Below are 25380 nucleotides of genomic sequence, written 5' to 3'. Positions count from 1 at the left end.
ATGCCCACAGTCGATCTCGTCGCGGATCTTGGTGAAGGCTTTGGTGCCTACTCGATGGGTGACGACAAAGCGCTCCTGGATATCGTGTCCAGCGCCAACATCGCCTGCGGCTTCCACGCGGGCGATCCGGACATCATGAACGCTACGGTTGCCGAATGCGTCCGCAAGGGTGTGGGCATCGGCGCGCACCCCAGCTTCCCTGACCTGCGCGGCTTCGGCCGCCGGACCATGGACCTCACTGCCGGCGAAGTCCGCAACGATGTCATCTACCAGCTCGGAGCACTGACCGCGTTCGCCGCCTACCACGGCTCGTCCGTCTCCCATGTGGCACCGCATGGCCGGCTGGGAAACCTCGTTGCCACCAGGGCGGACTACGCCCAAGCCGTGGCGGACGCGGCGGTGCGGGTAGACCCCGGCTTGATCATCGTGGCGCAGGACGGAGAACTGGCAAACGCAGCGGCTGAGCGCGGACTTCCGGTTGCCATCGTCGGCATTGCCGACCGCGCCTACCAGGAGGACGGCACCCTGGTGCCGCGCAGCCGGCCCGGCGCCGTCATCCATGACCCCGCCGTCATCGTCGAACGGACCGTCCGGATGGTCCGCGAAGGCCTGATTGAAACCGCCTCCGGCAGCGATATCGCCATCCAGGCAGACACCGTGCTGCTGCACGGGGACAACCCGGGCGCCGTCGAACTGGCCCGCCTGATCCGCAAGGAACTTATCGCCGCAGGCGTCACCATCGCCCCGGTCGCTGAGGTCATCGCCGCCAAGCAGAAGATCTCCTTACCATGACTGCCGCAGCAATAACCGTCCGGCCAACACTGGACATCCACGAGTCCGGTGACGGCGCCCTTCGCGTGGTGGCCCAATCCGGCGACGCGGAAGCGAACTGGGCCACCGTACACTCCCTCGCGGACTGGCTGGCGACCGCCGGCATCGAGGGCATTCACGGTGCAGTTCCCACCTACGATTCCGTCCTCGTCGAATTCGACCCCTACCTCACCTCGGCGCGGCAGGTCAGGGCGTTCGTCCTCCTGGGTATGCGCCAGCTGGAATTAACCGGAACCGCCGCGCGGAAGCCCCGCCGGTTCGAAGTTCCCGTGGTGTACGGCGGCGCCTACGGGCCCGACCTGGAACGCGTGGCAGAACACCAGGGCCTGGACGTTAAAGAGGTCATCGCCCGCCATACCGCAAAGACCTACGTCATCCGCTGCCTCGGTGCGCCCGCCGGCTCACCCATGATGGACGGCCCGGACTTCCCCGTCCCGGTGCCCCGGCTTAAGGACCCCCGCCTGTCCGTTCCCGCCGGCGCCGTGTCCGTTGCCGGACGCCAGGCAGTCATTGCACCGGCCACAGCGCCCGGCGGATGGTGCGTCCTCGGCCAGACGCCCCTGTCTGTCCTGGACGTGTCCCGCCAACCGTTGGTGCCCTACGTTCCCGGCGACGAGCTCCGCTTCTACCAGATCCCGGCCGAGGACTTTGAAAACTTCGCAGGGAAGTTCCTGGAGGCACGGCCATGACAGGATCACTGACCATCCTGCAGCCCGGCCACTCCGTCGTCACCGACCTCGGCAGGACCAAGGGGCCCGCCTACGGGCTCCCCGTCAACGGCGCCCTGGACCAGTTCTCCGCCAAGGCCGCAAACATCCTGGCCGGCAACGAGGACAACGAGCCGCTGCTGGAACTCACGGCGCTGGACTTCCGGATGCGCGCCACCACCGACCTGCTGATCGCGGTCACCGGTGCGCCCCTGGACCTCACCGTGGGCGGGCGCGCGTGCCCACAGTGGGAACCGGTATCTGTCCGCGCAGGAGAAGTTGTAGCGGTGCGGGGAATCCGGACCGGGCTGCGCGCCTACATCGCAGTCCACGGATCCTTCACCGTTCCCAGCCTTCTCGGCAGCTGCGCCCCGGACACAGTAGTGGGTTTCGGGCTGAAGCTTGTGGAAGGCTTCCGCCTTGAAACGCGCAAGACGACGGCCCCCATCACCCAGCCACACTTCGGCCTGCCGCTGTTCCGGCTGGGCCTTACCAAACCAGACTTCACCTCCCACCCGGTCATCGACGTTACCGATGGACCTGATGTGGCGGAATTCGGGGACACGGCGAACCTGCTGTTCACCACGAAGTACACCGTCAGCCCCCGCAGCAACCACATCGGGCTCAGGCTCGGCGGCGCCCTGCCTGAGCGCCAGCTCACGTCCGAAGTGCTGTCCCGCGGTGTTCCTGTGGGCGCCATCGAGGTCCCGTCCCGGGAGGAGCTGCTGGTCCTGCACCGGGGACGGGGCGTCACAGCCGGCTACCCGGTCCTTGGCGTGGTAACCAGCCGCTCCCTGGACCTCCTGGCGCAAGCCAGGCCCGGACACACCGTCACTTTTCGAAAGACATCCGTGGCCGAAGCAACGGCCACGTACCGGGCGGCCTGCCTTGAACTGGACAGGCTCCGGAGCACAGTCCAAACGGTGTTCGCACTGCTCGGCATCGGCGCCGGTGAGCGCTGGCATGAACTCACCCCGGCGTCAGGAGCCTGAACATCATGAACGCCTTTTCCCACCGTCAAGGACCGCGCCCACGAACCGTTCCCTGACGCCTGACCCTACCGACCCTTAGGTTTTTGTTCCGGCCCAGCGTCGGAGGCGAGAGCCCATTCGATTTCCACGATTTTGGAGTACCAATGCCTTTTTCCGATTACACCACCGCCCTTGTCACCGGAGCGTCCACGGGGATGGGTGCCGCGATCGCCGAACGGCTTACCAAGCGCGGCCTCACGGTCCACGCCCTGGCCCGCAACGAAGAACGCCTCGCCGAGCTGGCTGACCGCACCGGAGCAGTCCCGCACGTGCTGGACCTGACCGACACCGCCGCCCTGACCGACGTCGTAACCGGCCTGAAAGTGGACGTCCTGGTCAACTGCGCCGGCGTCTCCCGCCCCGGCAACATCCTGGACTCCACCGAACAGGACATCGACGAACTCGTGGACGTCAACCTCCGCGGCCTGCTGCAACTCACCCGCCTGGTCCTGCCCGGCATGGTCGAACGCGACCTCGGCCACGTGGTGAACATCAGCTCGATCGCCGGCGTCTACAACTTCTACGGCCACACCGTCTACCACGCCACCAAAGCCGCCGTGCACCAGATCTCCCGCCAACTCCGCAACGACACCGTGGGCAAACGCATCCGCGTCACCGAAATCTGCCCCGGCCGGGTCGAAACCGAAATCTTCGGCCGCAACCTCGGCGGCAGCCCCGAAGCCATGGAAGAAGCGTGGCAAACCTACTACGAAGGCTACGAATCCCTCACCACCGATGACATCGTCAACGCCCTCGACTACGCCATCGAAACCCCACGGCACGTCAATGTTGGCATGCTTGAACTCATGCCCACGTTCCAGGTCCCCGGCGGCCTGACCTTCGACCGCCGCGAACCCACCACCTAAACACCCGACCCCCGCACCCCAACCACCACCAACCGACAGGCCCCACCAGATGCAGCACGTGCACACCGTCAGTTTCCCCGAACCCCAGCTCCTGGCCGATCTCTCACCGCTTCCCGGCAGCCTCCGCGGCGTGGTCTGGGACATGAAGGACGCCCCGGAGAAGGACTTGGGCAGCATCGACGGCGTTATCCTGCCGTATATAAATGCCGGGGCAGTGTTGGGTTCCCTGGGCACCGTCCCGAACCTTAAGTTCGTGCAGACGCAATCGACGGGGTACGACGGCGTCTGCGAGGCTGCCGGTCCGGGCGCCGCGGTGGCAAACGCCTCGGGCGTCCACGCTGCTGCCACCGCGGAGCTGGCCGTTGGCCTCATCCTCGCCAAGCTGCGCGGCATCGACCAGGCCGTCAAGGACCAGCAGGTTGAGAGCTGGAAGCCGCAGCGCCGCCAGTCCCTGGCCGACCGCAAGGTCCTGCTACTGGGCATCGGCGGGATCGGCAAGGAACTGGCGCGCCGCCTGGAACCATTCGAGGTGACCATCACCCGGGTGGGAAGCACGGCACGCACCGACTCTGACGGGCAGGTCCACGGCCCGGATGAGCTGGTGGCCCTCGCCGCAGACCACGACATCCTGGTCTCCGTCCTGCCCCTGAACGACAACACCCACCACCTGGTGGGCCGGGACGTCCTGGCCGCCCTGCCCGACGGAGCCCTGGTGGTGAACGTGGGCCGCGGCGCCGTCATCAGCACCGAGGCCCTGACCCGCGAAGTAGTCTCCGGCCGCCTGCAGTGCGCCATCGACGTGGTCGATCCCGAGCCGCTGCCCGTCGGCCACCCGCTGTGGCCGGCGGAGAATGCCCTCATCACCCCGCACGTTGGCGGCAACGCCTCGGCCTTCGAACCCCGGATTCTCAAGCTGCTGAAACGGCAGCTCCAGGCGCTGGCCGACGGCCACATCCCCGCCAACCTCGTCCAGAAAGGCCCCTTTGCATGAGCGCGTTGTTTGATCTCACCGGGCGCGTAGCCCTGGTCACCGGTTCGAGCAGGGGCATCGGTTCGGCCCTTGCCAAGGCGCTGGCAGACGCCGGTGCCACAGTGGTGCTGAACGGCGTCAACGAGGAGCGGCTGAAGGATGCCGCCGCGGCCATGGCGGCTGATTTTCCCCCGGGCCGGATCCACAGCGTTGCCTTCGACGTGACCAATGACGACGCCGCTGCGCGGAGCATCCAGTGGATCGAGGAGAACGTGGGTCCGCTGGAGATCCTGGTCAATAACGCAGGCATCCAGCACCGCGTCCCCATGCTCGACCTGGACGTGGCGGACTGGGAACGCGTCCTCTCCACGGACCTCACCAGTGCGTTCCTGGTGGGCCGCGAGGCCGCCCGGCACATGATCGGCCGGGGCCGGGGCAAGATCATCAACATCTGCTCTGTCCAGACGGACCTGGCCCGCCCCACCATCGCCCCGTACATCGCCGCGAAGGGTGGGCTGCGGAACCTCACCCGTGCCATGACCGCCGAATGGGCAGCGTCGGGGCTGCAGATCAATGCCGTTGCACCGGGCTACATCCACACCGAGATGACCCAGAACCTGGTGGATGACGAGGAGTTCAATTCCTGGATCCTCGGCAGGACGCCGGCCCACCGCTGGGGCACCGTGGAGGACCTGGCCGGACCTGTGGTGTGGCTTGCCTCGGACGGCTCCAACTTCGTGAACGGACAAACCATCTTCATCGATGGCGGAATGACGGTGGTGGTCTGATGGCAACGCCCCTTGATGTCGCATTGCCCGCCACCGGCCCGGCGCTGGTGGCGCACGCCGCCGGTGACCTCCGCATCGACGAGGTCCCGCTGCCCCAGCCGGCGCCCGACGAAGCAGTAGTGGAGGTCCTGTACGGCGGCATCTGCGGTTCCGACCTGCACTACTGGCTGCACGGTGCCGCGGGGGAGTCCATCCTCAAGGCCCCGCTGGTCCTGGGCCATGAAATCTCCGGCGTGGTGGTGCGCCCGGCAGCCAACGGCGCAGGCCCCCAGGCCGGGACCGCCGTCGCCGTCCATCCCGCAACACCCGGCCCCGGCGCGGCGCGCTACCCGGCCGACCGGCCTAACCTCTCGCCAGGGTGCACCTACCTGGGCAGCGCCGCCCGCTACCCCCACACCGACGGCGCCTTCAGCCGGTACGTAAACCTGCCTGTCCGGATGCTCCGGCCCCTTCCGGGGGGCATGGACCTGCGCACCGCCGCCCTAATCGAACCTGCGTCCGTCGCCTGGCACGCCGTCTCCCGCGCCGGCGACGTCCGCGGAAAGACCGCCCTGGTCATCGGCTCCGGCCCCATCGGGGCCCTCGCCGTCGCCGTCCTCAAGCGGGCAGGGGCTGCCCGGATCACCGCCGTCGACCTCCACCCCAAGCCGCTGGAAATCGCCACGGCCGTGGGCGCGGACCAAGTCATCAACGCCGCCGACACTGAAGCCATCGCCGCCGTCGAGGCCGACGTCGTGATCGAATCCTCCGGCAACCACCACGGGCTGGCCTCCGCCATCCAGGGCGCCGTGCGCGGCGGCACCGTAGTGATGGTGGGACTGCTGCCCACCGGCAAGCAACCGGTGCCCATCTCCCTGGCCATCACCCGCGAACTGGACCTCAAAGGCTCCTTCCGCTTCAACGACGAAATCGACCAGGTGATCAACGCCCTCGCCGATGGCTCCCTGCACATCGAGCCCGTCATCACCCACCAGTTCCCGCTGGCGGATGCCCTGCACGCCTTCGAAGTGGCCAAGGATTCCACCAGCTCCGGCAAGGTGCTCCTCAGCTTCGGCGATGGGGAGGCCCGGTGAGCAAGCAGTTTCCGCCCCTTGTGGTGATGGGCGTCTCCGGCTGCGGGAAGTCCACCGTTGGTGCCCTCCTGGGCCGACGCCTGGACAAGCCGTTTTTCGACGGCGACGACTTCCACCCGACCGCCAACAAGGAAAAGATGGGCGCCGGAATTCCGCTAACGGACGCGGACCGGGAGCCATGGCTTGGCAGGTTGGGGGAGTTGCTTGCAGGAAAGGCCGACGGCGGCCCAACAGTTCCGCCGATCGTCGCCTGCTCAGCCTTGAAGCGCCGGTACAGGGACGTGTTGCGCAGCTACGCACCGGACCTTGTCTTTATCCACCTGTCCGGGACTGCAGCCACCATCGGCGCCAGGATGGAGGCCCGCGCCCACGAGTTCATGCCGCGCACCCTGCTGGAGTCCCAATTCGCCGCGCTGGAGGAGCTGGAGGCCGACGAAACCTATCTCGTCGTGGACATCTCGCAGCCCCTGGACGTTCTGGTGGAGTCGGTGGAGTTGAAGCTCCAGAAGGCTGATGCCGGATCAGGATTGAAGTGACTGTCCCTCAGCGGGCAAGTTAGAGTGCCAGCCTGAACCGGCCGCCCGCAAGGGCGTCCGCGACGCGTTGAGCGCTGCTTGCCGTGTCCTCGTCCGACGTGTCCAGCACATGCTGGTCCAACGCTCCGAGATCTGCAAACTGGTCCCACATGGCGAGGATCGGAGCCTCGTCAACGAGCGCAGACACCGCTGTCCGTGCCTGCGCTCTGGCGAGGACGATATCGCGGCGCGGACGGAGGACCACGTAATCGATCAGCACCTCGGGCCGCTCCATCGCCTGCGCGCGGAAGTGTCCGAGCATCCAAGGCCCCACGATTCCATCGACTACAGTCATGAATCCGCCGGCGGCATACGTCCACGCAGCCTTTGCGATCGCTTCCATAACCGTCTGGTTTTGCGCATCAGAGGCAGGCTCGTAGGGCGGGATGACACCAGACACGATGCAGTCCCAGAAGTCATCCGTATGAAGATGCACAGCCTTGGGCTGTCGGCGGGCGAGCTCCCCGGCAATCGTCGACTTGCCCGCGCCTGGAGGGCCGGTCAGGACGACGACGTTGCTGCTCATGCCTTCATCTTAGGTTTGACCGTCCCTGGCTGACTGCGGGCCACAGGACTCCGTCTGCACTGTTGCGTAGGGTCCGGGACGGTGGGGCCTGTCGGTTGGTGGTGGTTGGGGTGCGGGGGTCGGGTGTTTAGGTGGTGGGTTCGCGGCGGTCGAAGGTCAGGCCGCCGGGGACCTGGAACGTGGGCATGAGTTCAAGCATGCCAACATTGACGTGCCGTGGGGTTTCGATGGCGTAGTCGAGGGCGTTGACGATGTCATCGGTGGTGAGGGATTCGTAGCCTTCGTAGTAGGTTTGCCACGCTTCTTCCATGGCTTCGGGGCTGCCGCCGAGGTTGCGGCCGAAGATTTCGGTTTCGACCCGGCCGGGGCAGATTTCGGTGACGCGGATGCGTTTGCCCACGGTGTCGTTGCGGAGTTGGCGGGAGATCTGGTGCACGGCGGCTTTGGTGGCGTGGTAGACGGTGTGGCCGTAGAAGTTGTAGACGCCGGCGATCGAGCTGATGTTCACCACGTGGCCGAGGTCGCGTTCGACCATGCCGGGCAGGACCAGGCGGGTGAGTTGCAGCAGGCCGCGGAGGTTGACGTCCACGAGTTCGTCGATGTCCTGTTCGGTGGAGTCCAGGATGTTGCCGGGGCGGGAGACGCCGGCGCAGTTGACCAGGACGTCCACTTTCAGGCCGGTTACGACGTCGGTCAGGGCGGCGGTGTCGGTCAGGTCCAGCACGTGCGGGACTGCTCCGGTGCGGTCAGCCAGCTCGGCGAGGCGTTCTTCGTTGCGGGCCAGGGCGTGGACCGTGAGGCCGCGCTTGGTAAGCCGTTCGGCGATGGCGGCGCCCATCCCGGTGGACGCTCCGGTGACAAGGGCGGTGGTGTAATCGGAAAAGGCATTGGTACTCCAAAATCGTGGAAATCGAATGGGCTCTTGCCTCCGACGCTGGGCCGGACGAAGACCGTCATCGGTAAGCGGCCGCTGACCTATTGGTCAGCGGCCGTTTACGGTTGACAACTGCAAGGGCTATTTCTCTACGAGGGGTTTAGCGGCGACTACGCTCGTGGCCCTGCTTCGGGACATGGTCGCACCAGTGAGGACGGCCTGCTCCAGGGGACTCTGCTGTACTTCGTCGAGTTCTTCGAGCGTGTACTTTTTGGTCTCCTTGCCGGTGAGAGCTGAGGTCCCTGCCAGGACCATGAAGCCGAGCGCGACCATGGACGGGCCGACCCAATCTTTCAGGTCAGGGCCAGCGAGTGCTGTCGAGAGAACGGGGCCGATGACGCCCGAGATGGCAAAGCCGATCTGGGTGCCAAGGGCGAGTCCGGAGACGCGCAGCCGGCCGGGGAACATCTCTGCGAAGAATGACGGCCAGGACGCGTTCACCATCGAGTAAAAGAGGGAATAGTTGAGAATGCCGAACAGGAAGATCAGCGACCAGTTACCGGTGGTGATCGACCATAGGTAGGGCACCATGGTGATGCCTGCGCCGCCCGTTGCGATGAGGAACATCGTTTTGCGGCCGATCTTGTCCACCAGGAATCCTGCCAGGGGGGTGATCGCGAGGGCGATCACTGCCGAGACTGTGGTCGTCAGGAGCATGGTCGGCTTGTCCAGCTTGTATCCTGCGGTACCGAATGCCACTGAGAACGTCTGCATCATGTAGCTGGTGCCCGCGATGAGCGCACAGAACACGATACGCAGAACCGCGCGCCAGTGGAAGCGCAGGAGATGCCTGAGGGGTGCGACGTTCACCTTGGCGGCCTGGGCCTTTACGAACTCGGGCGGCTCCTGGACGTGCCGGCGAATCAGGTATGCAGCGACGACCACGATTGCGGAGGCCCAGAACGGCAGCCGCCAACCCCAAGACAGCAACTGCTCCGAGGGCATGGCGGCGATCGGGATGAAGACCAGCAGGGTGAGCAGCGTGCCTGAGGAGGAGCCCAACGTGGTGAAGCTCGCGAGGAAGCCACGACGGCCCTCGGAGGCGTGCTCCAGGCTCATGGTGATGGCACTTGGCTGCTCGCCGGACAGGCACAGCCCTTGGATGACGCGGATCGCCACGAGCAGGATCGGAGCAAGAGGACCGATCTGGGCGTACGTGGGCAGGCAGCCGATCAGGAAGGTGCAACCGCCGATACCAAACAGCGTGATCATCATGACGAATTTGCGGCCGCGGCGGTCACCCATCGGTCCGAGGATGAGAGAGCCGAGGGGTCGTACTGCGTAGCCGACCGCGAAGGTGATCATGGCGAGCAGCACGCTGACGCCCTGGGGCAGCTCGGGCGAGAAGAAGAGGACGTTCAGCACCAACGCCGACGAGGTGCCATACACCGCGAAGTCGTAGTACTCCAACGTCGTGCCGATCCAGGCCGCAACTGCGGCCCTGACCGGGGTCTTCCTGGGAAGTGTGGTTTCTGTCATTTCGTCTCCATGGCGATAGGTGAAGAGGGGCCTACCGGTACAAGTGGCTGCGGAAAGAGATCTGGAGTGGAATGTCCGGTTGATCCAGTTTTATGGGCTCTCTCGCCTGAAGTCGTGTGTTTGTACGGCTTTGCGAACTGGCCTAGAAAGAAATTAGCCTTTGAGTTATGGGTCACACAAAGACGGCTTTTGTGTTCCTACATAGCGATTCGTTATGGACAAGCGGAAGCTCGAAGACTGCGGGCAGTGTGTACTCGGACAACCTCACGACGTCACTGGTGTTCGCGGCCTTACCAGCGCTCAACAGGCGGCCTTCGCCCTCGACGTGTCCAAAAGGTATCAGCCCTGCGCGAACGCCGATGGTGCACCTTCTACGAGAAGCTCTTTTGCAACTGTTCCTAAGTCGGGGTCATTGCGGCTGATCTCGTTAGGCAAAAGGGACTGGCTGCTGGGTTGAGGGGGCTGAAGTGGGACTTGGGGAACCGGCGTCGGGATTCGGAAACTTCGTCTGGATGCAGGACTAGTCCCATGCCGCGGGGGGCGAATTGATCTCCTAGAAGACTCCCGACGCAGTTCGAAAATTTAGGCCCATAGGAGGGCGTGGACAATGTCCACACTTTTCGTATCGGAGTGCCTCGTACCGCCTTCGAACCTGGCCGGATTCCGCATGTTTTCGCGGGTTTGCAGTGTTTGCAAGGGCTGGAGTCCGGTTCGAGTCCCACCTCGGGCACAACAGATCGCCTCGTCAGGGGCGATTTTGCTTTGACATGTGTACAAAGCTTGCGGTCGCGTCGTCTGACGGTTTGGGTCGCGGGCTTTAGCCTGGCCGCCGCGGGGCCTGTTCAGGTGTATGGGGTGGCGGTTCAAGTCCCTGGCTGGTGGGCCTTCCGCCTGCTGAAGTGGGCTATATGGTTCCTCGTTCCGGTTCTTTTGGGTTGGCCGGCGTGGCCTACACCTGTTCATGTGTCGGGGAAGCGGGGACGACATGACTTTGGCGATCTCGCTTATGGGCGCCCCTGGGAGGCGGTCTTAGGCGTGCCCGCGAGAGTCGCGGCCCCGAAGTTTGTCCTGCCAAAGAGGGTGTGGACAGTGTCCACACTTACGTCTGCTTTATTGGAGGGCCGTAAGGTGTCAGCGATGGCGGGTTCCACAGCCTTGATTCCGCAGTCCTGCGGCGCCCGCACGTAAGGCGGGGGACTGTCAGCGCTCACTGCTTTCGCGACCGTGTTCCTGGAGATCTACAACCTCAAAGCTATCGATCTCATCGACTCCCCGCGGTCAGATGCAATGGCCCGACAAGCGCCCAATCTTCCGCTGTGATCACCCACCCAATCGTTCGGAACGGGGCCAAATTTTGAGGTCCTATCAGAAAGGCGCGGACTGAGCCCATCGTGATGACAGATGTGCAGGGCCATGGTCCTCTCGCAGTAACGTCCAGGTGCCTATTTTTCGCTGCGAAAGGCCCACCTGCACCAACCGATGCGTCTCGTATGGCTAGGGATTCGAGGCGCAGAGGTTATGAGACACATCGGATGAGATTTGCGATGCAACTTCGGCCGTCCCGTAAGGGGATCCTCCACCGGACGGTGGCCTACGTCGAGTCTCAGCCCGGATGGGCTTGGTATCAGTTCGGTTCCAGTAAAAAGCAGCTGGGGCATTCCGAAGGAGGCGGGATTATGCTTCGGCAATGGGGAACATGGAAGAACGGAAAGTCCAGCCGCGTTGGATGAATTGGTTATGGCTGGTTGCAGCGATCCCGGTTGGTTCGGGTGTCGCATGGATAGTCAGAAACTTCAGCCCGATAGCTCCCGATGCGTTGGCCGTGCCTGTAGCCTGCGTCGTGGTCTTTGCTATGGCGATAGCCGTTTCCTCTCGCAAGAGCCACAAGAGTTTGAACGGCAACGAGCCCTCCCACCCGTCAGGGTCGCGGCTCGAGTGAATCGCTAGACGGCCTATCCGCCTGGTACACAGTGGCGCTCGGTAGAGGATCCTTTACCGGACGTGTGAAGGTTCTACCTTGCCATTAGGGTTGGTCGTGCCCTGCCCAGGCAGCTGTCGGGAGAGTGTCTAGTGGGCCATCCCGCTCAAGGCACAGGAGCTGCACGGCAGGTAACGCCAACGATCAGCCGGGCGGGGCTCTTGTTCCAGTCGGAGGCTCATGAAAAAATCATCAGTATGCTGATTATTTGCCGCGGGGACACGATTTCCCCGGCAAGAGCGGCGGAGGCGTTTTGGAGGTACCAGGCATGGCTAGCACGGATTCTCTGCAGGAAGCCTGTTCTCTGTTGGAAGCAGGTGATGTTTCCCTTCTTCACCTGTGGCTGCTGTATTGGGGCCAGGGAGGCAATGCCGACTTGACGGAGTTGGATGCATTCATCCACGGGGTTCCTCTTCTGGACGACATGGACGCAGCCATTTTGGGGTGGGCGTTGGAGGCGCTGTCCGCACCCTAGGACGGTGGAAAACAGGGTGTAATTGCCTATTGTCCGGTCGGTTGTGCTGCTTTTAATTTGTGCCATGACCGCAGTAGACCATTCCCGGGACTTTGAGCTGCTGCATGCTCTGGTGATCGGCACGGAGAATGTCAAGGGTTTTCTGGATGGCACGACCGGTCTTGCGGCGGCCATGATGACCCAGGCGACCGGGGACCGGATCGAGTGTGCTGTCATGGTGCATCCGCGGCGGCGGGGCGCAATAATCTCTGGCAGCAGTGAGGACGCCGTCCTGTTTGAGGGCACGGGCCAAGGCCGGGGAGGCGGGCCCCGCGCGACCGCCCTGCAGACGCGCACGATTGTCGTTGTCCGTGATGTCTGCAGTGAACCGGGGTGGCGGCAGTATTGCGAGGCGATCACTGATCTGGGGTGCTGCAGCGTTCTGGCTGTGCCCCTTGACCTCGGATCAGGCGGGGAGGCTGTGTTGGATTTCTTTGCCCCGGAAACTGCTCTCTTTACCGCCGAAGTGATAGAGGATGTCCAGGCTTTCGCAGGTATCGCCGGGCAGGCGCTGCGGGTGGAGCTCCGGATCATGTTCGCTGAGCTGCTCACCGGGAACCTCAAAGCGGCTCTGGAATCCAGGACAACGATCGATCTGGCCTGTGGGATGATCATGGCCCTAAACCGATGCTCTCAAAACGAGGCATTCGATATTCTCCGCCGGGCGTCCATTGCCCGGAACCAGAAGCTTCATAGCCTCGCCCAGGAAATCATCTCAAACGTCTCAGGGGCAGAAGAAATAACCACACACTTCGATGCATGATCGCCCTTGAACGCGAAAACGCCATGCCTTTGTCCTTCACCCCGGGAGGGCAGGCCGCGCATTTCTGCGAGATTCGACCCAAACCGAGCCCTTGCACACCACAGGGGCTCCCCGTCAAACACTCCGCCTGGTTCCCTCCGTCACGGGGATGAAGCAAGAAGCGGAAGGGTAGGTTTGGGCCTTACAGGGTCTTGTCGTCCTGGGAGGTTTGGCGTTCTTCGCTCGGGTTGGTTTGGTTGGTGCTGTAGGGCGCCATCCGTGGCGGGGGGAGTTCTTTGATCAGTTCGTTCACTGCGTGGGCGAGGAGGTCACGTTCGTGAGCTGCCAGTTCCATGGATCCGTTGAGGTAGGCGTCGATCTCGTATTCGCCGGCGGCGCCAGTGAAGCTGAAATAGCGCGTCCACACTGCATGGAGCGGCAGCCCGGCTTCTTCCATGGCTTCCCGGGTTGCCTGTGCCTGCTCGTGCGGATCATCGATTGCCTCCACCGGGCCCCCTATTCGTCGGACGTTCCGCTGATGATGTCCCTCGCGACGAGATGTAAAGGCTTATCTTCTCCCCGGGCAGCGGACAGCATGACGATCAGCGCTTCATGCGCCGTGATGTTCATCCGTTCCATGAGGACCCCTTGAGCGTTGGAAATCAGGTCGCGCGTGGTCAGGGCGTCGACCAGCACGGTACTCAGACGCTGGGCTGATTCCCTGTCACGGACGTTGCCAAGCATCACTGCGGCCGGAGTCGCCAGCCGCTCGATCAGGAAAACGGAATGATCGTCAAAGGCTAAGGGCAACGGGGAGTAGACCTTTAAAGCGCCGATGTGCCGTCCCTCCGTTGTGAGCGGCGTGCTGAGTACGGAACGAAGCGGAAGATCCGCGACCGCGGCCGTCCATAGAGGCCAGCGCGTCTCTTCTCTGGTGTCCTGGATGATGATGGGACGTTGTTCGGCCCATGCGCTCAGGCATGGGCCCTGACCCAGTTCGTACTGGAGCCTGTCCGCTTGGAGCACTATCGGGTCGGTGGCGCCGGTGCTTTCCCTCCGGCCGCGGACGTTGATAATTGAAGCGCCGGCTCCTGCCGAGCCCGGCACGGAGTCCTTGAGCACGTAGGCGAGGGACTGCACGGCTTTGGACGCGTTCTCCTCGGTGAGGAAACCACCGCCCATCCGTCCCGTTAGTGCGGCCAGTTCATTGGTCAATGGGAGGGAATTGTCCATAGCTGTTCACCTCCGCCCTTTCCTGCACCGTGTGGGCTGCCGTGCACGGTGGGGGTGTCATTGTGGGCTCCTTCCGCCCGTGGAACCTCATGTCGTTGAGTCGAAGTGGGTGGTAGGGACGGCGCCGTTGAAACGCGCCAGGACGGAGAGCGCTACATCGCGCAACTTCTCGTTGCGGTTACTCGAAGCCTTCATCAGAATGTTGATCGCTTCCTTCTGAGAGCAACCGGTCTGGGCCATGATGATCCCGGCGGCCAGATCAATGGCTGTCCGCGACTCCAAAGCCGCTGCAAGGTCCACGGACTCCTCCGCCCGCGTCTGCAGCTTCAGACTGAGCGTCAGTGCCCGGCCCGCGAGAGTTGCGAACTTCGCCAGGGCATTCCTCAGGTCTTCGGGAACCGGGCCCGGATGAGGGCTGTAGGTGTTGAGCGCGGCTCCCCCCGGCCGTCTTGAGCGGGATGGGAACGGCCAGGACCGACCGCATCGGGCTCCCGGTCATGGCAGTCACATATCGGGCCCACCGCGTTTCGGTCCGGAGGTCCACGACCTCCACCAGTTGTCCCTTCAACGCCGCTTCCATGCAGGGGCCCCGCTTTGAGGCGTACTGCACCTCATCCAGCGCTGCGGTTTCAGGATCACTGCTGCTCACCGTGACCGGCCTGCGGTTCCTGATCACGGTCACGCTGCAGTGCGGCCCCGCCTGGCTTTGCCCTAACTTCTGACTTGAGATCTGAACCAGCCGTTGCAGGAAGACATCCATGTCAGGGCTGTCCAGTAGCACGTCGATCAGCACATCGGTCTGCGCGTCCGTCAATTCGATATCCATCGAAAACCTCCCGTCACCACCACGCGAGCAACACCTTCGCCTGTATCTCCCCTACCCAGGAAAGGCTTAAAGTGTCGGGCGGAAACTGAACACCCAACAAAAGCGAAGTGCGACGCAATTAGACGGGGGCTCCATATGCCCTCACCAGACCAGCTGTCGACTGGCCCATCCACTAAGAATCTTAGTCGCATCACTCCAGCCTGGCCCCGAAAATGCAGGGCATAATTGGCGCGCCTTGGGTTGCGGGTTCTTCCCCTCCCCAGGACGATCCCGAGGGCCCGCTTTTGGCCCCGCCGGCTGGACAGAATTCACCCGATTGCGTACATTCTAAGTGGCAGACGTCACACCGTTGTGGGACGTTCCCCTCGTGGCCGAGTGCAGGGCCTCGAGGAGGTACCGCTAGAGCCTGCCGGCGGACAGATGCACACCGGGGAAAGAGAGCCACCATGGCCGCCTCGCATTTCACAACCTTCCTTGCAGAAGCCACCGTCCCTGAATTCGACACCGACTGCCCTCTCACCGCCGATTGCCTCTACGGCCTGTACGTCAGCTGGTGTGCACTGCACGGGATCGAGGCAGAACCGGACTTCACGTTCCGGGCAGCGATGCACCGCCGTGGCGTGGACGTTCACGACAGCCGGCTGCGGATGGTCGGCCCCGCCGCCGCGGACTACATCCTCTCCAGCTACCCCATGGCTGCCTGATCATGCCCGTACGTGTTGCGGATCCGGACCATCAAACATGGGGGCAGGACTCCCATGCGGTGTCGTTAACGTGCCGCACCTGCGGACACGACCGCGATCTCGTCCTGGGCTCCATCTCCGCGCTGAGCCCACCCTCGACTGTGATGGTGGAAGTGGGCTACTCCTGCAGGGCCTGCCGGCGGCACTACCTGCACCATGCCTATGTGGCAGCCGTTGCCGCAGTCCTGAACAGGGAAAGCACGTCAAACGATGTCTTAACCTTCGCCGGGCACTACATCCACTGCGGCCAGCCAATGCAGAAAACCGGCTCGGAGACCCGCCGGTTCAACACGCCCAGCTTCACGGACCGTGCGGCGGAAAACGCCCTGGATGTCTACCTGACAACCCAGGTACTGCATTGTCCCTGCGGATTCCAAATGGAACTGCCCGAATAGGGCGTTCCTGATACCGCGACATCCGAGCGGTCAGTCACGCACCGATCACCCCCAGGCACCCTGCGCAGCAAGGGCGCTTTGCTCATCATTCAGCTATGCGGCAGCCTCGGTTGCCGGGCAGGACAAGGTGGAACGCATGAACTCTTTCCTTCCCCAGGCCTATGAACTGGCCGGAGTCACAGGGAAAATGATTACCTGCCTCCTCACCGAGGAGGAGATTTCAAAAGCAGTGCAGTCCCTGTCATACGTCTTGAAAGACATGATCCCGAACGCGGCAGGAGTGGGGGCATCAATCATCAGCCCCAGTGGCCGCAGCGAAAGTACCGGTGCCACCGACCCAGTCGTGCTCGTAGCGGACAAACTCCAGTACGAGGCCGGCGAAGGACCGTGCCTGAGTGCCTGGGCGGAACAACGTCCGGTCATTATCCAGGACACTCAGGAAGAAACCCGGTGGCCCACGTGGACGGCGGCGGTGACTGATCTTCCGATTCGTTCCGTGCTCAGCGCACCGCTGAGCACCGGGGGAAGACACCTTGGTGCCCTCAAGGTTTATTCCCCCCTCCCGCTGGCATTTGATGACAACACCGTTTTCCTGATCGAACGGCTCGCCGGCCTCGCCGCGGTCTTGCTCGGCCACACCCGCGACCGGCAAGCAGCACAACGGATGAATGCGGAACTGGCACAAGCCCTGGTCAACAGAGACATGATTTCAAAAGCCCAAGGGATCCTCATTGAGCGCATGAATCTGGACTCACAGGAGGCGCTAGACGTACTGCTGGCCCGCTCCCGCGGAGAGAGCACACCACTGCATGAAGTGGCACGGGACGTTCTCCAACAGCCTCTCCTCCATTTGGGCGGGTTGTACGAGCCAACGAACACCTAACCCGGCCGAATTTAGACACCGGTAGGCAGGTGAAGGCTCCAAAGCGATCAGGTTCTTGGCCCGGGAGGGACCCTGACCGCCAAGACGGAAATCCTCCATCAGCGCGGCCTCGCGTGCCTGGGAGAAGACTGCGCCTTCTTTTGATCCTCTACCGCATAGGTCAAACGGTCAATGAACCATTTCCAACTGACGCACGGTCGACTAGCTAGAGCTCCACTCCGGCATCGGCGAACCCACTCCCCGTGCTGCAGGTCCTGAAGTTCTTGGGCCTGCTGGTACTCGGCCTGCTCATTTTTACATTCAACGTGATCTTCGTGGTCTTCAGCCCTGGATTATTCGTACTGCCCATCGTCCCCTTGGTCCGGCTGGCCTACCCCGAGTACCGTGCCCGGCCGTTCCAGGCCGGCGTGGAGGTTCTGCTGGGGCTCGCGGCGATGGTGCTTGCCTTTGCAATTCCCACCCCGGAAGGATCTTGGTCGTCGTCCTGGATTGAAGCAGGAGGAGCCGCGACAGCCGGGCTCATGATCGCATTCTGGGCCCGGGGGCTCCCGCGCCGCTCCAAGCGCCTACAGCTCAATAACGGAGCCATCGTCTAGCCACTGCCCATCCCCATCGGATCTCATCCGCGCCCGGTAAAGGATCCCTCAGTGGGCGAATTTCGGTCGTCGTGACCGAATGTGCCCTTTGACCGGACGATCAATGGAGATTCGCCGCGCCCGTGCTTTCGACAGAGTTTTCCAGCGGGATCATCGGATCGGACCACTAGCCAGGCTTGTCGAATACGCCCTGGATGAACACCGTGCGCCCGGCGTCGATGTTGCGCCCGGAGTTACTCATCTTGACGGCTGCCTGTTCTCCCAGCACGAGATGCATTCCAAGCGGAGGAGGGGCGCTGGAGCCGCTCGCACCCGACTCTTGCGCCTTCGCCTGCTGTGCCTTGCGCGCCGCCACGATGTCGGCGGTAATGTCGCGCCAGGTGCGCTCGAGGAGACCTGCACCGCGGATCAACCCGCGGAGGGATTCCGCATCGGCCAGGTGGCTCTGGTTGGGGCGGCTCGCCCATGGGACCGGAAGCTCGATCGGCTCACCGTTCCCCGCGCAGATTTCCTGGCAGACGAACAGCCCGCCCGGCCTGAGTACCCGGGCGATTCCGGAATACAGGCGGCGCTTGTCCCGGATGTTCATCTGCATTTGTATCGTCCACACCACGTCGAAGCTGGACGCGGCGAACGGAAGCTCCAGGGCATCACCCGCCTGAAAGCGGGTGCGATCGGACAACCGCGTCATCCGAGAAAGGGCGCTGGCCACCCCGCAGAATTCAGGCGAGAGGTCGACGCCTGTCACGTCGCAACCCAAAGTTGCGGCGAGGTAACGCGCCGGGCCGCCCAACCCGCTGCCCACGTCGAGCACTCGCGATCCTGGCGGAATCATTGCAAGCTCCACCAATGCGCGCGTGGCCGAACGTCCCGCGGAGTGAAACTCGTCGGCCGGCGCGAGATCTTCGTGCGTGACCGAGTCCAGGTCCTTGCCGAGAGCTTGCAACCCCGCCACGATTCGCGGCAGAAGTCCACCCGGCTCGTAGTGGCGAAGCATTTCCTCGTGCGAGGCGCCCATGGACGCAATCTTGAGCGGATTTCGGGGAGCCGTCAAGTAAGCGCTTGCTCCCACCACCCCGTCACCTGCCCTCCTCCGGCAGGAGGGAGGGCCTGGCCTGTGCCCTCACGAGGTCTCCACTCGACGCAGAACGGCATCGCAGACCCCCTGACCAGCAAACGATCTCTGTCCTCCTAAACGACATCGGAAGGGTCGCGGTCGTGCAATTCTCCCTTCGTCCCAAGGGTCCGTGGGTGGCTGACAACCTGGATCAGCGGATAGCTCGCCTCCCCGCAATCGCTTACGGCTTCGTCGTCCGCTGGACCGTTCCCAAGGTGCGATCCATGGCGCAATTCCTACTGGTGCTGTCAGGCGTCTTGCTCGGCACCGCAGCAACGCTTCTTATCGAATTTCTCCTGCCCGGCCGTGCGGCAGAGAAGGCAGAAGCGGCGACGGATGCGTCGCGAGAAATTCAAGAGACGTCGCTAGAACTTCTTCGCGAGACTCAACTCCTGCTCGCCCACGCGCAGGCCGAGTTGCGTCAACGACCCGGGTGGCGACGGCGGCCGAAAGGTTCAAGGCAATACAAATAGGAACCTTATCTACCTCGACCCTGTCGTCTCGCGGAGGCCAACATCGCCGCTCAGCGATCACAGCGAGCCACCAGCGTTCGTAAGCCGGTCCCTAACTGCGACAACCCGGTTCTGACGTGCGGCTTTGCGAGGACGGATTTCGAGGTGTCCCGTATACCCCGCCCGCATAAATGCCCGGTGAAGGTGCGGCGGTTTCTGGGGGTCGACGCAACAGATGCGTGATTTTCGGCTCATTTCCCCGGTGCTTTGAGGCTATCGCAAAGCGGCGGCCAGCGCGGTGCGTTCGGCTTTAAAACGTGCTGCCGGGGTGTCGTAGTCGAGGGTTTTTCGTGGCCGCTCGTTGAGTTCCCGCATCAGGTGGGAGACGTGCTCAACGCTGTGAACGGCGAGGTTGGTGCCTTTGGGGAAGTACTGGCGGGCCAGCCCGTTGAAGTTCTCGTTAGCGCCGCGCTGCCAGGGGCTGGAGCGTGCGGCAAAGTAGATTTGGACCCCGGTTTTCTTTGTTAGTTCCTCGTGGCTGGCCATTTCCACGCCCTGGTCCCAGGTGAGTGTTCGCTTCAGGTGTGCTGGCAGCTTCGCGAACGCTCCGATGGCGGCTGCGTTGACGCTCGCAGCGGTGTGATCCAGAGGCAGATTTATGATGATGCCGTACTGTGTTTTTCTTTCCCTGAGTGTCATCATCGCCGAGACTGACCCGACGCCGACGATGAGGTCGCCCTCCTTACGGTGTTGTTGTGGGTGATTTCGGAGCTGTCGTAGTGTTTCGATCACCCTCGGGTGGCGGGTATGGCACAAGTCTCCCTGCCGCTTGGACGGCTTACTGGGAATGGCCGCCCGCTGCCCGCCGATGACTCGACCGCTGATTGAGAATTACGACATCGATCGTTGGGTAAGGACGTGCCGGCGTAGTTATCGACAGGGCCAACCGAAATTGGAGCTGATCGAAGGGGATACTGAATATGCCGGCATTGTGGGCAGGAATCGACTCGGGCAAAAGAGCTCATCACTGTGTAGTGATCGATCAGACAGGGGCGGTGCTGCTCTCGAAACGGGTCGAGAACGACGAAAACGCACTGCTCGAACTCATAGCAACTGTCGCGGAGATCTCGGCCGGTCGTGAGGTCTGTTGGGCCACGGATTTGAACGCCGGCGGCGCGGCCCTGTTGATCGAGTTGTTGTCCGCGCATTCCCAGCAGCTGCTGTATATCCCCGGACGGATTGTCCATCACGCTGCGGCGACCTACCGCGGAGATGGCAAGACTGACGCAAAAGATGCCAGGATCATCGCTGACCAGGCACGGATGCGCACGGATCTGCAGCCCGTCCGCGGTGCCGATCAAATCAGCGTGGACCTTCGGCTTCTCACCGCCCGCCGTACGGATCTGATCTGCGACCGTGTCCGCTCGATCAACCGGCTTCGCGCCACCTTGCTGGAATACTTCCCTGCCCTTGAGCGCGCATTTGACTACTCCAAAAAAGCGCCCCTGCTCCTCCTAGGCGGCTACCAGACCCCTGAGAGCATCCGGCGGGTAGGACTGACCCGGCTGGCCGGCTGGCTGAGGAAACGCGGCTGCAGGAACAGTGCCAAGATGGCCGAGAAGGCCCTCATAGCCGCCAACTCCCAGCACACCGTCCTGCCTACCCAGGCCACAGGCTCTGCCCTGGTTGTCCGGCTGGCCGAGCAAATCAGCACGCTCGATGCAGAAATCGCTGACGTCGATGCCCAAATCACTGAGCTGTTTCGGCAGCATGACAGCGCCGATGTTCTGCTCACCATGCCTGGGTTCGGGCCCGTGCTCGCGGCAACTTTCCTCGCGAATATCGGCGGCAACCTGGACGCATTCGACTCAGTCGACCGGCTTGCCAGCGTCGCGGGCCTGGCTCCAGTCCCGCGCGATTCCGGACGAATCAGCGGGAACCTGCACCGACCCCGTCGCTTCAACCGCAGGCTCCTTCGAACCTGTTACCTCGCCGCCCTGTCCAGCCTGAAGAACAGCCCGGCCTCAAGAACCTACTACGACCGGAAAAGGGGCGAGGGAAAGTCCCATAAACAGGCCCTCATCGCCCTCGCAAGACGCCGCATCAACGTCCTCTGGGCCATGCTCCGCGACCACACCATCTACCAGGAACCAATGCCACCCATCACCGCTCAGGCGGCTTGACAGAAACATTGAGATTCCCAGTGGCCGGCCTCCAAGCGGGTTTCCACCTCTTCCGGCCGCTGGTCGATCATGGTCATGTTGCGGATCCGGGAGCCTTGACCGGTGCGGGTGCGCCAACGGGTCTTGCGGACCCTACCGCCGGTGCGCAGCTTGGCGGCGTACCGCTGGTGCAGGCCGTGGTCCTCACGCAGCAGCAATGCCCGGTAGATCGTTTCCGGGCACAACCGCATCGTCTGGTCATCGGGGTATGTCTTCTTCATCCACCCGCAGATTTCGTCCGGCGACCAGAAACGGTTGACCTTGCGTTGCACAAGGGTGCGCAGCCGGGTGTTGGCAACGAGCTTATGCACTTTCGGTCGGGCCCGTTGCAGCCGGGCGTCGTGATCGGCAGTGTGGGGCAGGTAGAGGCCTTGAGCGTCCCGGTGACGGTCGAGTTCCCGTTTGATCGTGGAGGCGTGACGGCCCAGTTCCGCCGCAATTCGCCGCATTGAGTGCCCCAGGCGCAGCAGGTCCGCGATCTGCAACCGCTCCCGCGCATCCAGGTAGCGGCCCGCGGTTACTGCCGGCGCTGTGATGGCTGGGATCTGGAAATTGCTGGCTTTACGCAACTGCGTCCCTGTTCTTCGGTGCATACCAAGAAGTCTGCATGCTTCTGCGTTGCTCACCCCGTTGCGCATCAGCTGCCAATACTTTTCGGCCCGTGCAGCACGGCGGTGCTGCGCTTCTGAGAGCACTGCGCCGAGCATCTGGTTTGCGTAACGACCGGAGGAGAGGACAGCGGCGTGCTGCGCGGCCGTGGCCGCGTTTCGCTCTTTCGATAGTCGGGATAAACGGTCGCGTTCGAAGGTCAGCCTGAGGCGGTCCGTCAGGCGCAATTGGTCCTGGCACCGCCTAACGGTCACCTTCGACTGCCGTAGCTGGTCGAAACGACGGTGCATCCACCGAGATGCGGTTGAACGGCTCACGCCCGATGCCTTAGCTGCCTCCCCAAGGCTTTTCCCGCGATCAAACGCCGCCCAAAAGCTGGCCTCCTCGTCAATATTCACCCGAAGATGGTGCCGGTCATTGACCTGGCCGACGTCACCTTCCCACGCGGCCAGCCGGGACGTGGTGAACCCGAGCTCCGCCGTCGTCTCGCTGGGAGTCTTGCCGTTGCGACGCAGACGCAAGTATTCCTCGCGCAGCAAGCGGTAGCCGACCTCTTTATCGATGCCAGCATGTCGGGCGGAGGGTTTGAGACCATGGCCGTGCTTTACCGAGGCAAGAAACCGGATGCCTGCTGCTGACGAAGAACTGAGATACATGTCGACCACCTAGAAAGAAGGTGTTGCTTCGATCAACAGAATCCCGCGTGCCCTAAACGCTACACACCCCGGCTGTCTCGAAACCCTTGGGTTTCAACACAAAGAGGTTTCGAGACACGTTAAACGGGCGAAACGGCTCGTTCCCCATGGGATTCACGACATATGAGCAATGCACCCTGCCTAAGACCTGATTCATCACTTTCGGTGCACCGGGCGAGCATCCGTTTCAGGAGCCGGGCTGCACCTGTGCCAAGAAGTCATCTCCATGGGTGAGCTTGAACGATAGCTCACCCATGGAGTTTGCCCAAAGTCTCAGCGGCCGACGAGTCCGAGGTGGTGTTCGTTGTAGCGTGCGCCTGCAACTCCCACCCGGTCGGCGAGGGCCGAGAGGTCGCCATGTTCGTCGGCCGAGAGCGCCACTTGGGTGGATTCCGCGTTTTCCTGGATCCGCGATGTGCGCCTGGTGCCGGGGATTGGGACTATCCATGGTTGCTGCGCGAGGAGCCAGGCAAGGGCGATCTGCCCGGGCGTCGCTCCTTTGGCCTTGGCGATCGCTGCGACATGCGCGACAAGGGCCTGGTTGGCGGTGCGGTTCTCCTCGCTGAACCGCGGAATCGTGGTCCGCACGTCCCCGGCCGCGAACTGGGTGCTTTGGTCTACGGTGCCGGTGAGGAAGCCTTTGCCAAGCGGGCTGAAGGGAACGAGCCCGATGCGCAGTTCGGCGAGCGTGGGCAGGACCTCGGCTTCGGGGTCTCGGGTCCAGAGAGAGTACTCGCTTTGCAGCGCTGTTACCGGGTGTACGGCGTGGGCGCGGCGGATGGTGTGGGCGGATGCTTCGGAGAGCCCGAAGTGGCGCACTTTGCCTTCGCTGACGAGCTCGGCGACGGTTCCGGCGACGTCTTCGATCGGTACATCGGGATCGACGCGGTGCTGGTAGAACAGGTCGATCGTGTCGGTGCGCAGCCGCTGCAGCGAGTCGTCGGCCACTCGTCGGATCTGCTCCGGGCGGCTGTTGAGTCCGCCCTTGCCGCCGGCGATGTCGAAACCGAACTTGGTGGCGATGACAACCTGGTCGCGCACGGATTTGAGGGCCTCGCCGACGAGTTCCTCGTTGACGTAGGGGCCGTAGACCTCAGCGGTGTCGAAGAACGTCACGCCGTGGTCGACGGCGGAGCGCAGGACGCCGATCATCTCCTCACGGGGCCCGGGGTTGGGTCCGTAGCTCTGGGACATGCCCATGCAGCCAAGACCAATGGCGGACACTTCGAGTCCTTGTCCGAGCGTGCGGGTGTGCATCAGCGGGCTCCCTGCCGGTAGTCCTTGTCCGTGACATGCTCCAGCCAGTCGGTGGTGGTCGACGGGTCGTCAGCGTTGTCGAGCAGCGCAAGGTGTTCCATGAAGTCTTCGGGTGTGGCGCCGTGCCAGTGCTCCTCTCCCGGCCGGGGTGTAGATCGTCTGACCTGGGGTGGCGCGGATGACCTGCCCGTCACGGGTGCCGAGCAGCGCGACGCCTTCGGTCACGTGCAGTGTCTGGCCCAGGGCATGGGAGTGCCATGCAGTGCGCGCGCCGGGCGTGAACCGGACCCGGGCAACGACCATGCGCTGGTCCGGCTCGCGCGGCGCGGCGATCGCATCCACGTATACATCGCCCGTGAAGGTCTCCGCCGGGCCCTTGCTCGTCGCGGTCTTCGGGATGATCTCCATCAGTATTTCTCCTCAATGCTTCTGGTTGCGCTCAATGGGGCGCTTTTCTCTGCGTTCGTTGTGGCGTGACGATGACGGGTGGTGCTCTCCCCGGCGGACGCCTGCTGGGTCGCGGCCCAGCTGGCGAGCAGCTGGAGACGCTCGTGGGAGGGCGAGCCGGGTTCGGCGGTGTAGATCAGGAACGACAATCCCGGCTCGGCGGTGAGTTCGAGGCCTTCGTAGCTGAGGGTCAGTTCTCCCACGACGTGATGGTGGAAGTTCTTCGTCCCTGAGCCGTGCCGACGCACGTTGTGCGCACCCCACCGGGTACGGAACTCATCACTGCGGGTGGACAGTTCCCCGATGAGGTCGTGCAGTTGCTTGTCGCGGGGATCCCGGCCTGCCTCGGTACGGAGGATCGAGACACAGACGTCAGCTGCGGCGTCCCAGTCCGGGTAGAAAATCTGGGAGCGTTCGTCAAGGAAGTTATAGCGTGCCAGGTTTCCCCGGCCCGGTCCGTCCAGGACCTCGTCGTAGAAAGCGGCGCCGAGGGGGTTGACCGCCAGGATGTCCATCCGCCCGTTGCGCACGAACGCCGGACTCGCGGTGATGGCATCCAGCGCGAGCTGTAGCCCCGGCCGGGTGACCCACTGCTTCGGTTTGCGGCGAGGTACGGCAACGGCGGCACCGTTCGCGGCGCGGGCGAGGTCGAACAGGTGTTCGCGCTCAGCATCGTCCAGTTGCAGAGCCGCGCGATGGCGTCCAAAACGGAGTCGGAGACGCCGGCCAGATTCCCGCGCTCGATCTTCGAGTAATACTCGATGCTCGTGTCGGCGAGCATCGCCACCTCGCTACGCCGCAGTCCTGCGACACGGCGATTGCCGCCAGCCGGGAGGCCGGCCTGCGCGGGTGTGAGCTTCGCGCGGCGGACGGGCTGGGCGCCTTCGATGA

The 25380-nt window shown here is 63.4% G+C and carries 27 protein-coding genes and 1 pseudogene; 16 read left to right on the top strand and 12 right to left on the bottom strand.

Annotation, left to right across the window (positions count from 1 at the left end):
• The 8 genes from QF031_RS10420 (at nt 1) to QF031_RS10385 (ending at nt 6802) form a co-directional block, all read left to right on the top strand.
• Nucleotides 1-792, top strand: coding sequence for a LamB/YcsF family protein (locus tag QF031_RS10420; protein WP_307427548.1), 792 nt, complete (start codon nt 1-3; stop codon nt 790-792).
• On the top strand, nt 789-1520 hold the full coding sequence (locus tag QF031_RS10415; RefSeq protein WP_307427546.1) for a 5-oxoprolinase subunit B family protein: 732 nt from the start codon (nt 789-791) through the stop codon (nt 1518-1520). Before QF031_RS10420 ends, QF031_RS10415 begins: the two co-directional genes overlap by 4 nt.
• On the top strand, nt 1517-2530 hold the full coding sequence (locus QF031_RS10410; RefSeq protein ID WP_307427544.1) for a biotin-dependent carboxyltransferase family protein: 1014 nt from the start codon (nt 1517-1519) through the stop codon (nt 2528-2530). Before QF031_RS10415 ends, QF031_RS10410 begins: the two co-directional genes overlap by 4 nt.
• 143 nt (nt 2531-2673) lie before the next feature.
• A complete protein-coding gene (locus QF031_RS10405) occupies nt 2674-3435 on the top strand; it encodes an SDR family oxidoreductase (protein WP_307427542.1) in 762 nt (253 codons plus the stop codon).
• A gap of 49 nt (nt 3436-3484) precedes the next feature.
• Nucleotides 3485-4426 carry a 2-hydroxyacid dehydrogenase gene (locus QF031_RS10400; RefSeq protein WP_307427540.1) on the top strand — a complete coding sequence of 314 codons (942 nt, stop codon included), beginning with the start codon at nt 3485-3487 and terminating at the stop codon, nt 4424-4426.
• On the top strand, nt 4423-5193 hold the full coding sequence (locus QF031_RS10395) for an SDR family oxidoreductase (RefSeq protein WP_307427538.1): 771 nt from the start codon (nt 4423-4425) through the stop codon (nt 5191-5193). Before QF031_RS10400 ends, QF031_RS10395 begins: the two co-directional genes overlap by 4 nt.
• Nucleotides 5193-6266 (top strand): L-idonate 5-dehydrogenase, encoded by a 1074-nt coding sequence (locus QF031_RS10390; RefSeq protein WP_307427536.1) that lies wholly within the window; start codon nt 5193-5195, stop codon nt 6264-6266. Before QF031_RS10395 ends, QF031_RS10390 begins: the two co-directional genes overlap by 1 nt.
• On the top strand, nt 6263-6802 hold the full coding sequence (locus tag QF031_RS10385; RefSeq protein ID WP_307427534.1) for a gluconokinase: 540 nt from the start codon (nt 6263-6265) through the stop codon (nt 6800-6802). The genes QF031_RS10390 and QF031_RS10385 overlap by 4 nt, the downstream gene beginning before the upstream one ends.
• A 19-nt stretch (nt 6803-6821) precedes the next feature.
• On the opposite strand, the gene QF031_RS10380 is transcribed toward QF031_RS10385, so the two are convergent.
• The 3 genes from QF031_RS10380 to QF031_RS10370 all read right to left on the bottom strand — a co-directional run bounded on the left by QF031_RS10380 (nt 6822) and on the right by QF031_RS10370 (nt 9780).
• On the bottom strand, nt 6822-7367 hold the full coding sequence (locus QF031_RS10380) for an AAA family ATPase (protein ID WP_307427532.1): 546 nt from the start codon (nt 7365-7367) through the stop codon (nt 6822-6824).
• 127 nt (nt 7368-7494) lie between these two features.
• On the bottom strand, nt 7495-8205 hold the full coding sequence (locus QF031_RS10375; RefSeq protein WP_307427530.1) for an SDR family oxidoreductase: 711 nt from the start codon (nt 8203-8205) through the stop codon (nt 7495-7497).
• 177 nt (nt 8206-8382) lie between these two features.
• A complete protein-coding gene (locus tag QF031_RS10370; protein ID WP_307427529.1) occupies nt 8383-9780 on the bottom strand; it encodes an MFS transporter in 1398 nt (465 codons plus the stop codon).
• Nucleotides 9781-12026: 2246 nt separating this feature from the next.
• Here QF031_RS10370 and QF031_RS10365 point away from each other — a divergent pair.
• Entirely contained in the window at nt 12027-12233 is a 207-nt protein-coding gene (locus tag QF031_RS10365) for a hypothetical protein (RefSeq protein ID WP_307427527.1), read from the top strand.
• Between the two features lie 64 nt (nt 12234-12297).
• Nucleotides 12298-13035 (top strand): GAF and ANTAR domain-containing protein, encoded by a 738-nt coding sequence (locus tag QF031_RS10360; protein ID WP_307427525.1) that lies wholly within the window; start codon nt 12298-12300, stop codon nt 13033-13035.
• A gap of 181 nt (nt 13036-13216) precedes the next feature.
• Here QF031_RS10360 and QF031_RS10355 read toward each other — a convergent pair whose 3' ends face one another.
• The 3 genes from QF031_RS10355 to QF031_RS10345 form a co-directional block, all read right to left on the bottom strand.
• Nucleotides 13217-13522 (bottom strand): hypothetical protein, encoded by a 306-nt coding sequence (locus QF031_RS10355; RefSeq protein ID WP_307427523.1) that lies wholly within the window; start codon nt 13520-13522, stop codon nt 13217-13219.
• Between the two features lie 8 nt (nt 13523-13530).
• On the bottom strand, nt 13531-14247 hold the full coding sequence (locus tag QF031_RS10350; RefSeq protein ID WP_307427521.1) for a GAF and ANTAR domain-containing protein: 717 nt from the start codon (nt 14245-14247) through the stop codon (nt 13531-13533).
• 87 nt (nt 14248-14334) lie between these two features.
• Nucleotides 14335-14547 carry an ANTAR domain-containing protein gene (locus QF031_RS10345; RefSeq protein WP_307427519.1) on the bottom strand — a complete coding sequence of 71 codons (213 nt, stop codon included), beginning with the start codon at nt 14545-14547 and terminating at the stop codon, nt 14335-14337.
• A 972-nt stretch (nt 14548-15519) separates the two neighbouring features.
• Here QF031_RS10345 and QF031_RS10340 point away from each other — a divergent pair.
• From QF031_RS10340 to QF031_RS10325, 4 genes are all read left to right on the top strand, one after another.
• Nucleotides 15520-15777, top strand: coding sequence for a hypothetical protein (locus QF031_RS10340; protein ID WP_307427517.1), 258 nt, complete (start codon nt 15520-15522; stop codon nt 15775-15777).
• 59 nt (nt 15778-15836) lie between these two features.
• Complete coding sequence (locus QF031_RS10335) at nt 15837-16211, top strand: hypothetical protein (RefSeq protein ID WP_307427515.1); 375 nt, start codon at nt 15837-15839, stop codon at nt 16209-16211.
• A 136-nt stretch (nt 16212-16347) separates the two neighbouring features.
• Nucleotides 16348-17094, top strand: a complete 747-nt coding sequence (locus QF031_RS10330) for a GAF and ANTAR domain-containing protein (RefSeq protein WP_307427511.1) — start codon at nt 16348-16350, stop codon at nt 17092-17094.
• A gap of 242 nt (nt 17095-17336) precedes the next feature.
• A complete protein-coding gene (locus QF031_RS10325) occupies nt 17337-17690 on the top strand; it encodes a hypothetical protein (RefSeq protein ID WP_307427508.1) in 354 nt (117 codons plus the stop codon).
• Between the two features lie 166 nt (nt 17691-17856).
• On the opposite strand, the gene QF031_RS10320 is transcribed toward QF031_RS10325, so the two are convergent.
• On the bottom strand, nt 17857-18708 hold the full coding sequence (locus QF031_RS10320; RefSeq protein WP_307427504.1) for an SAM-dependent methyltransferase: 852 nt from the start codon (nt 18706-18708) through the stop codon (nt 17857-17859).
• A gap of 233 nt (nt 18709-18941) precedes the next feature.
• Between QF031_RS10320 and QF031_RS10315 the strand changes: the two genes are divergently transcribed.
• Complete coding sequence (locus QF031_RS10315) at nt 18942-19280, top strand: hypothetical protein (RefSeq protein ID WP_307427501.1); 339 nt, start codon at nt 18942-18944, stop codon at nt 19278-19280.
• Between the two features lie 252 nt (nt 19281-19532).
• Here QF031_RS10315 and QF031_RS10310 read toward each other — a convergent pair whose 3' ends face one another.
• Nucleotides 19533-20051, bottom strand: a complete 519-nt coding sequence (locus tag QF031_RS10310) for an IS30 family transposase (protein WP_307427498.1) — start codon at nt 20049-20051, stop codon at nt 19533-19535.
• A 188-nt stretch (nt 20052-20239) separates the two neighbouring features.
• Between QF031_RS10310 and QF031_RS10305 the strand changes: the two genes are divergently transcribed.
• On the top strand, nt 20240-21442 hold the full coding sequence (locus QF031_RS10305) for an IS110 family transposase (protein WP_370874506.1): 1203 nt from the start codon (nt 20240-20242) through the stop codon (nt 21440-21442).
• On the opposite strand, the gene QF031_RS10300 is transcribed toward QF031_RS10305, so the two are convergent.
• From QF031_RS10300 to QF031_RS10285, 4 genes and pseudogenes are all read right to left on the bottom strand, one after another.
• Nucleotides 21430-22746: an IS30 family transposase gene (locus QF031_RS10300; protein ID WP_307427495.1), complete on the bottom strand. Its 1317-nt coding sequence runs from the start codon at nt 22744-22746 to the stop codon at nt 21430-21432. The two genes, QF031_RS10305 and QF031_RS10300, sit on opposite strands and share 13 nt — an antisense overlap.
• Before the next feature lie 312 nt (nt 22747-23058).
• Nucleotides 23059-24042 carry an aldo/keto reductase gene (locus tag QF031_RS10295; protein ID WP_307427492.1) on the bottom strand — a complete coding sequence of 328 codons (984 nt, stop codon included), beginning with the start codon at nt 24040-24042 and terminating at the stop codon, nt 23059-23061.
• Nucleotides 24043-24111: 69 nt separating this feature from the next.
• Nucleotides 24112-24450 carry a cupin domain-containing protein gene (locus QF031_RS10290; protein ID WP_370874505.1) on the bottom strand — a complete coding sequence of 113 codons (339 nt, stop codon included), beginning with the start codon at nt 24448-24450 and terminating at the stop codon, nt 24112-24114.
• Nucleotides 24450-25378: pseudogene (locus QF031_RS10285) on the bottom strand (helix-turn-helix transcriptional regulator). The gene QF031_RS10290 and the pseudogene QF031_RS10285 overlap by 1 nt, the downstream one beginning before the upstream one ends.
• Nucleotides 25379-25380: the final 2 nt, after the last annotated feature.

The organism is Pseudarthrobacter defluvii (genome assembly GCF_030816725.1).
GTDB lineage: Bacteria > Actinomycetota > Actinomycetes > Actinomycetales > Micrococcaceae > Arthrobacter > Arthrobacter defluvii_A.
Note: the sequence above shows the minus strand (reverse complement) of the source record. Positions and strands in the feature narration are given on the sequence as shown.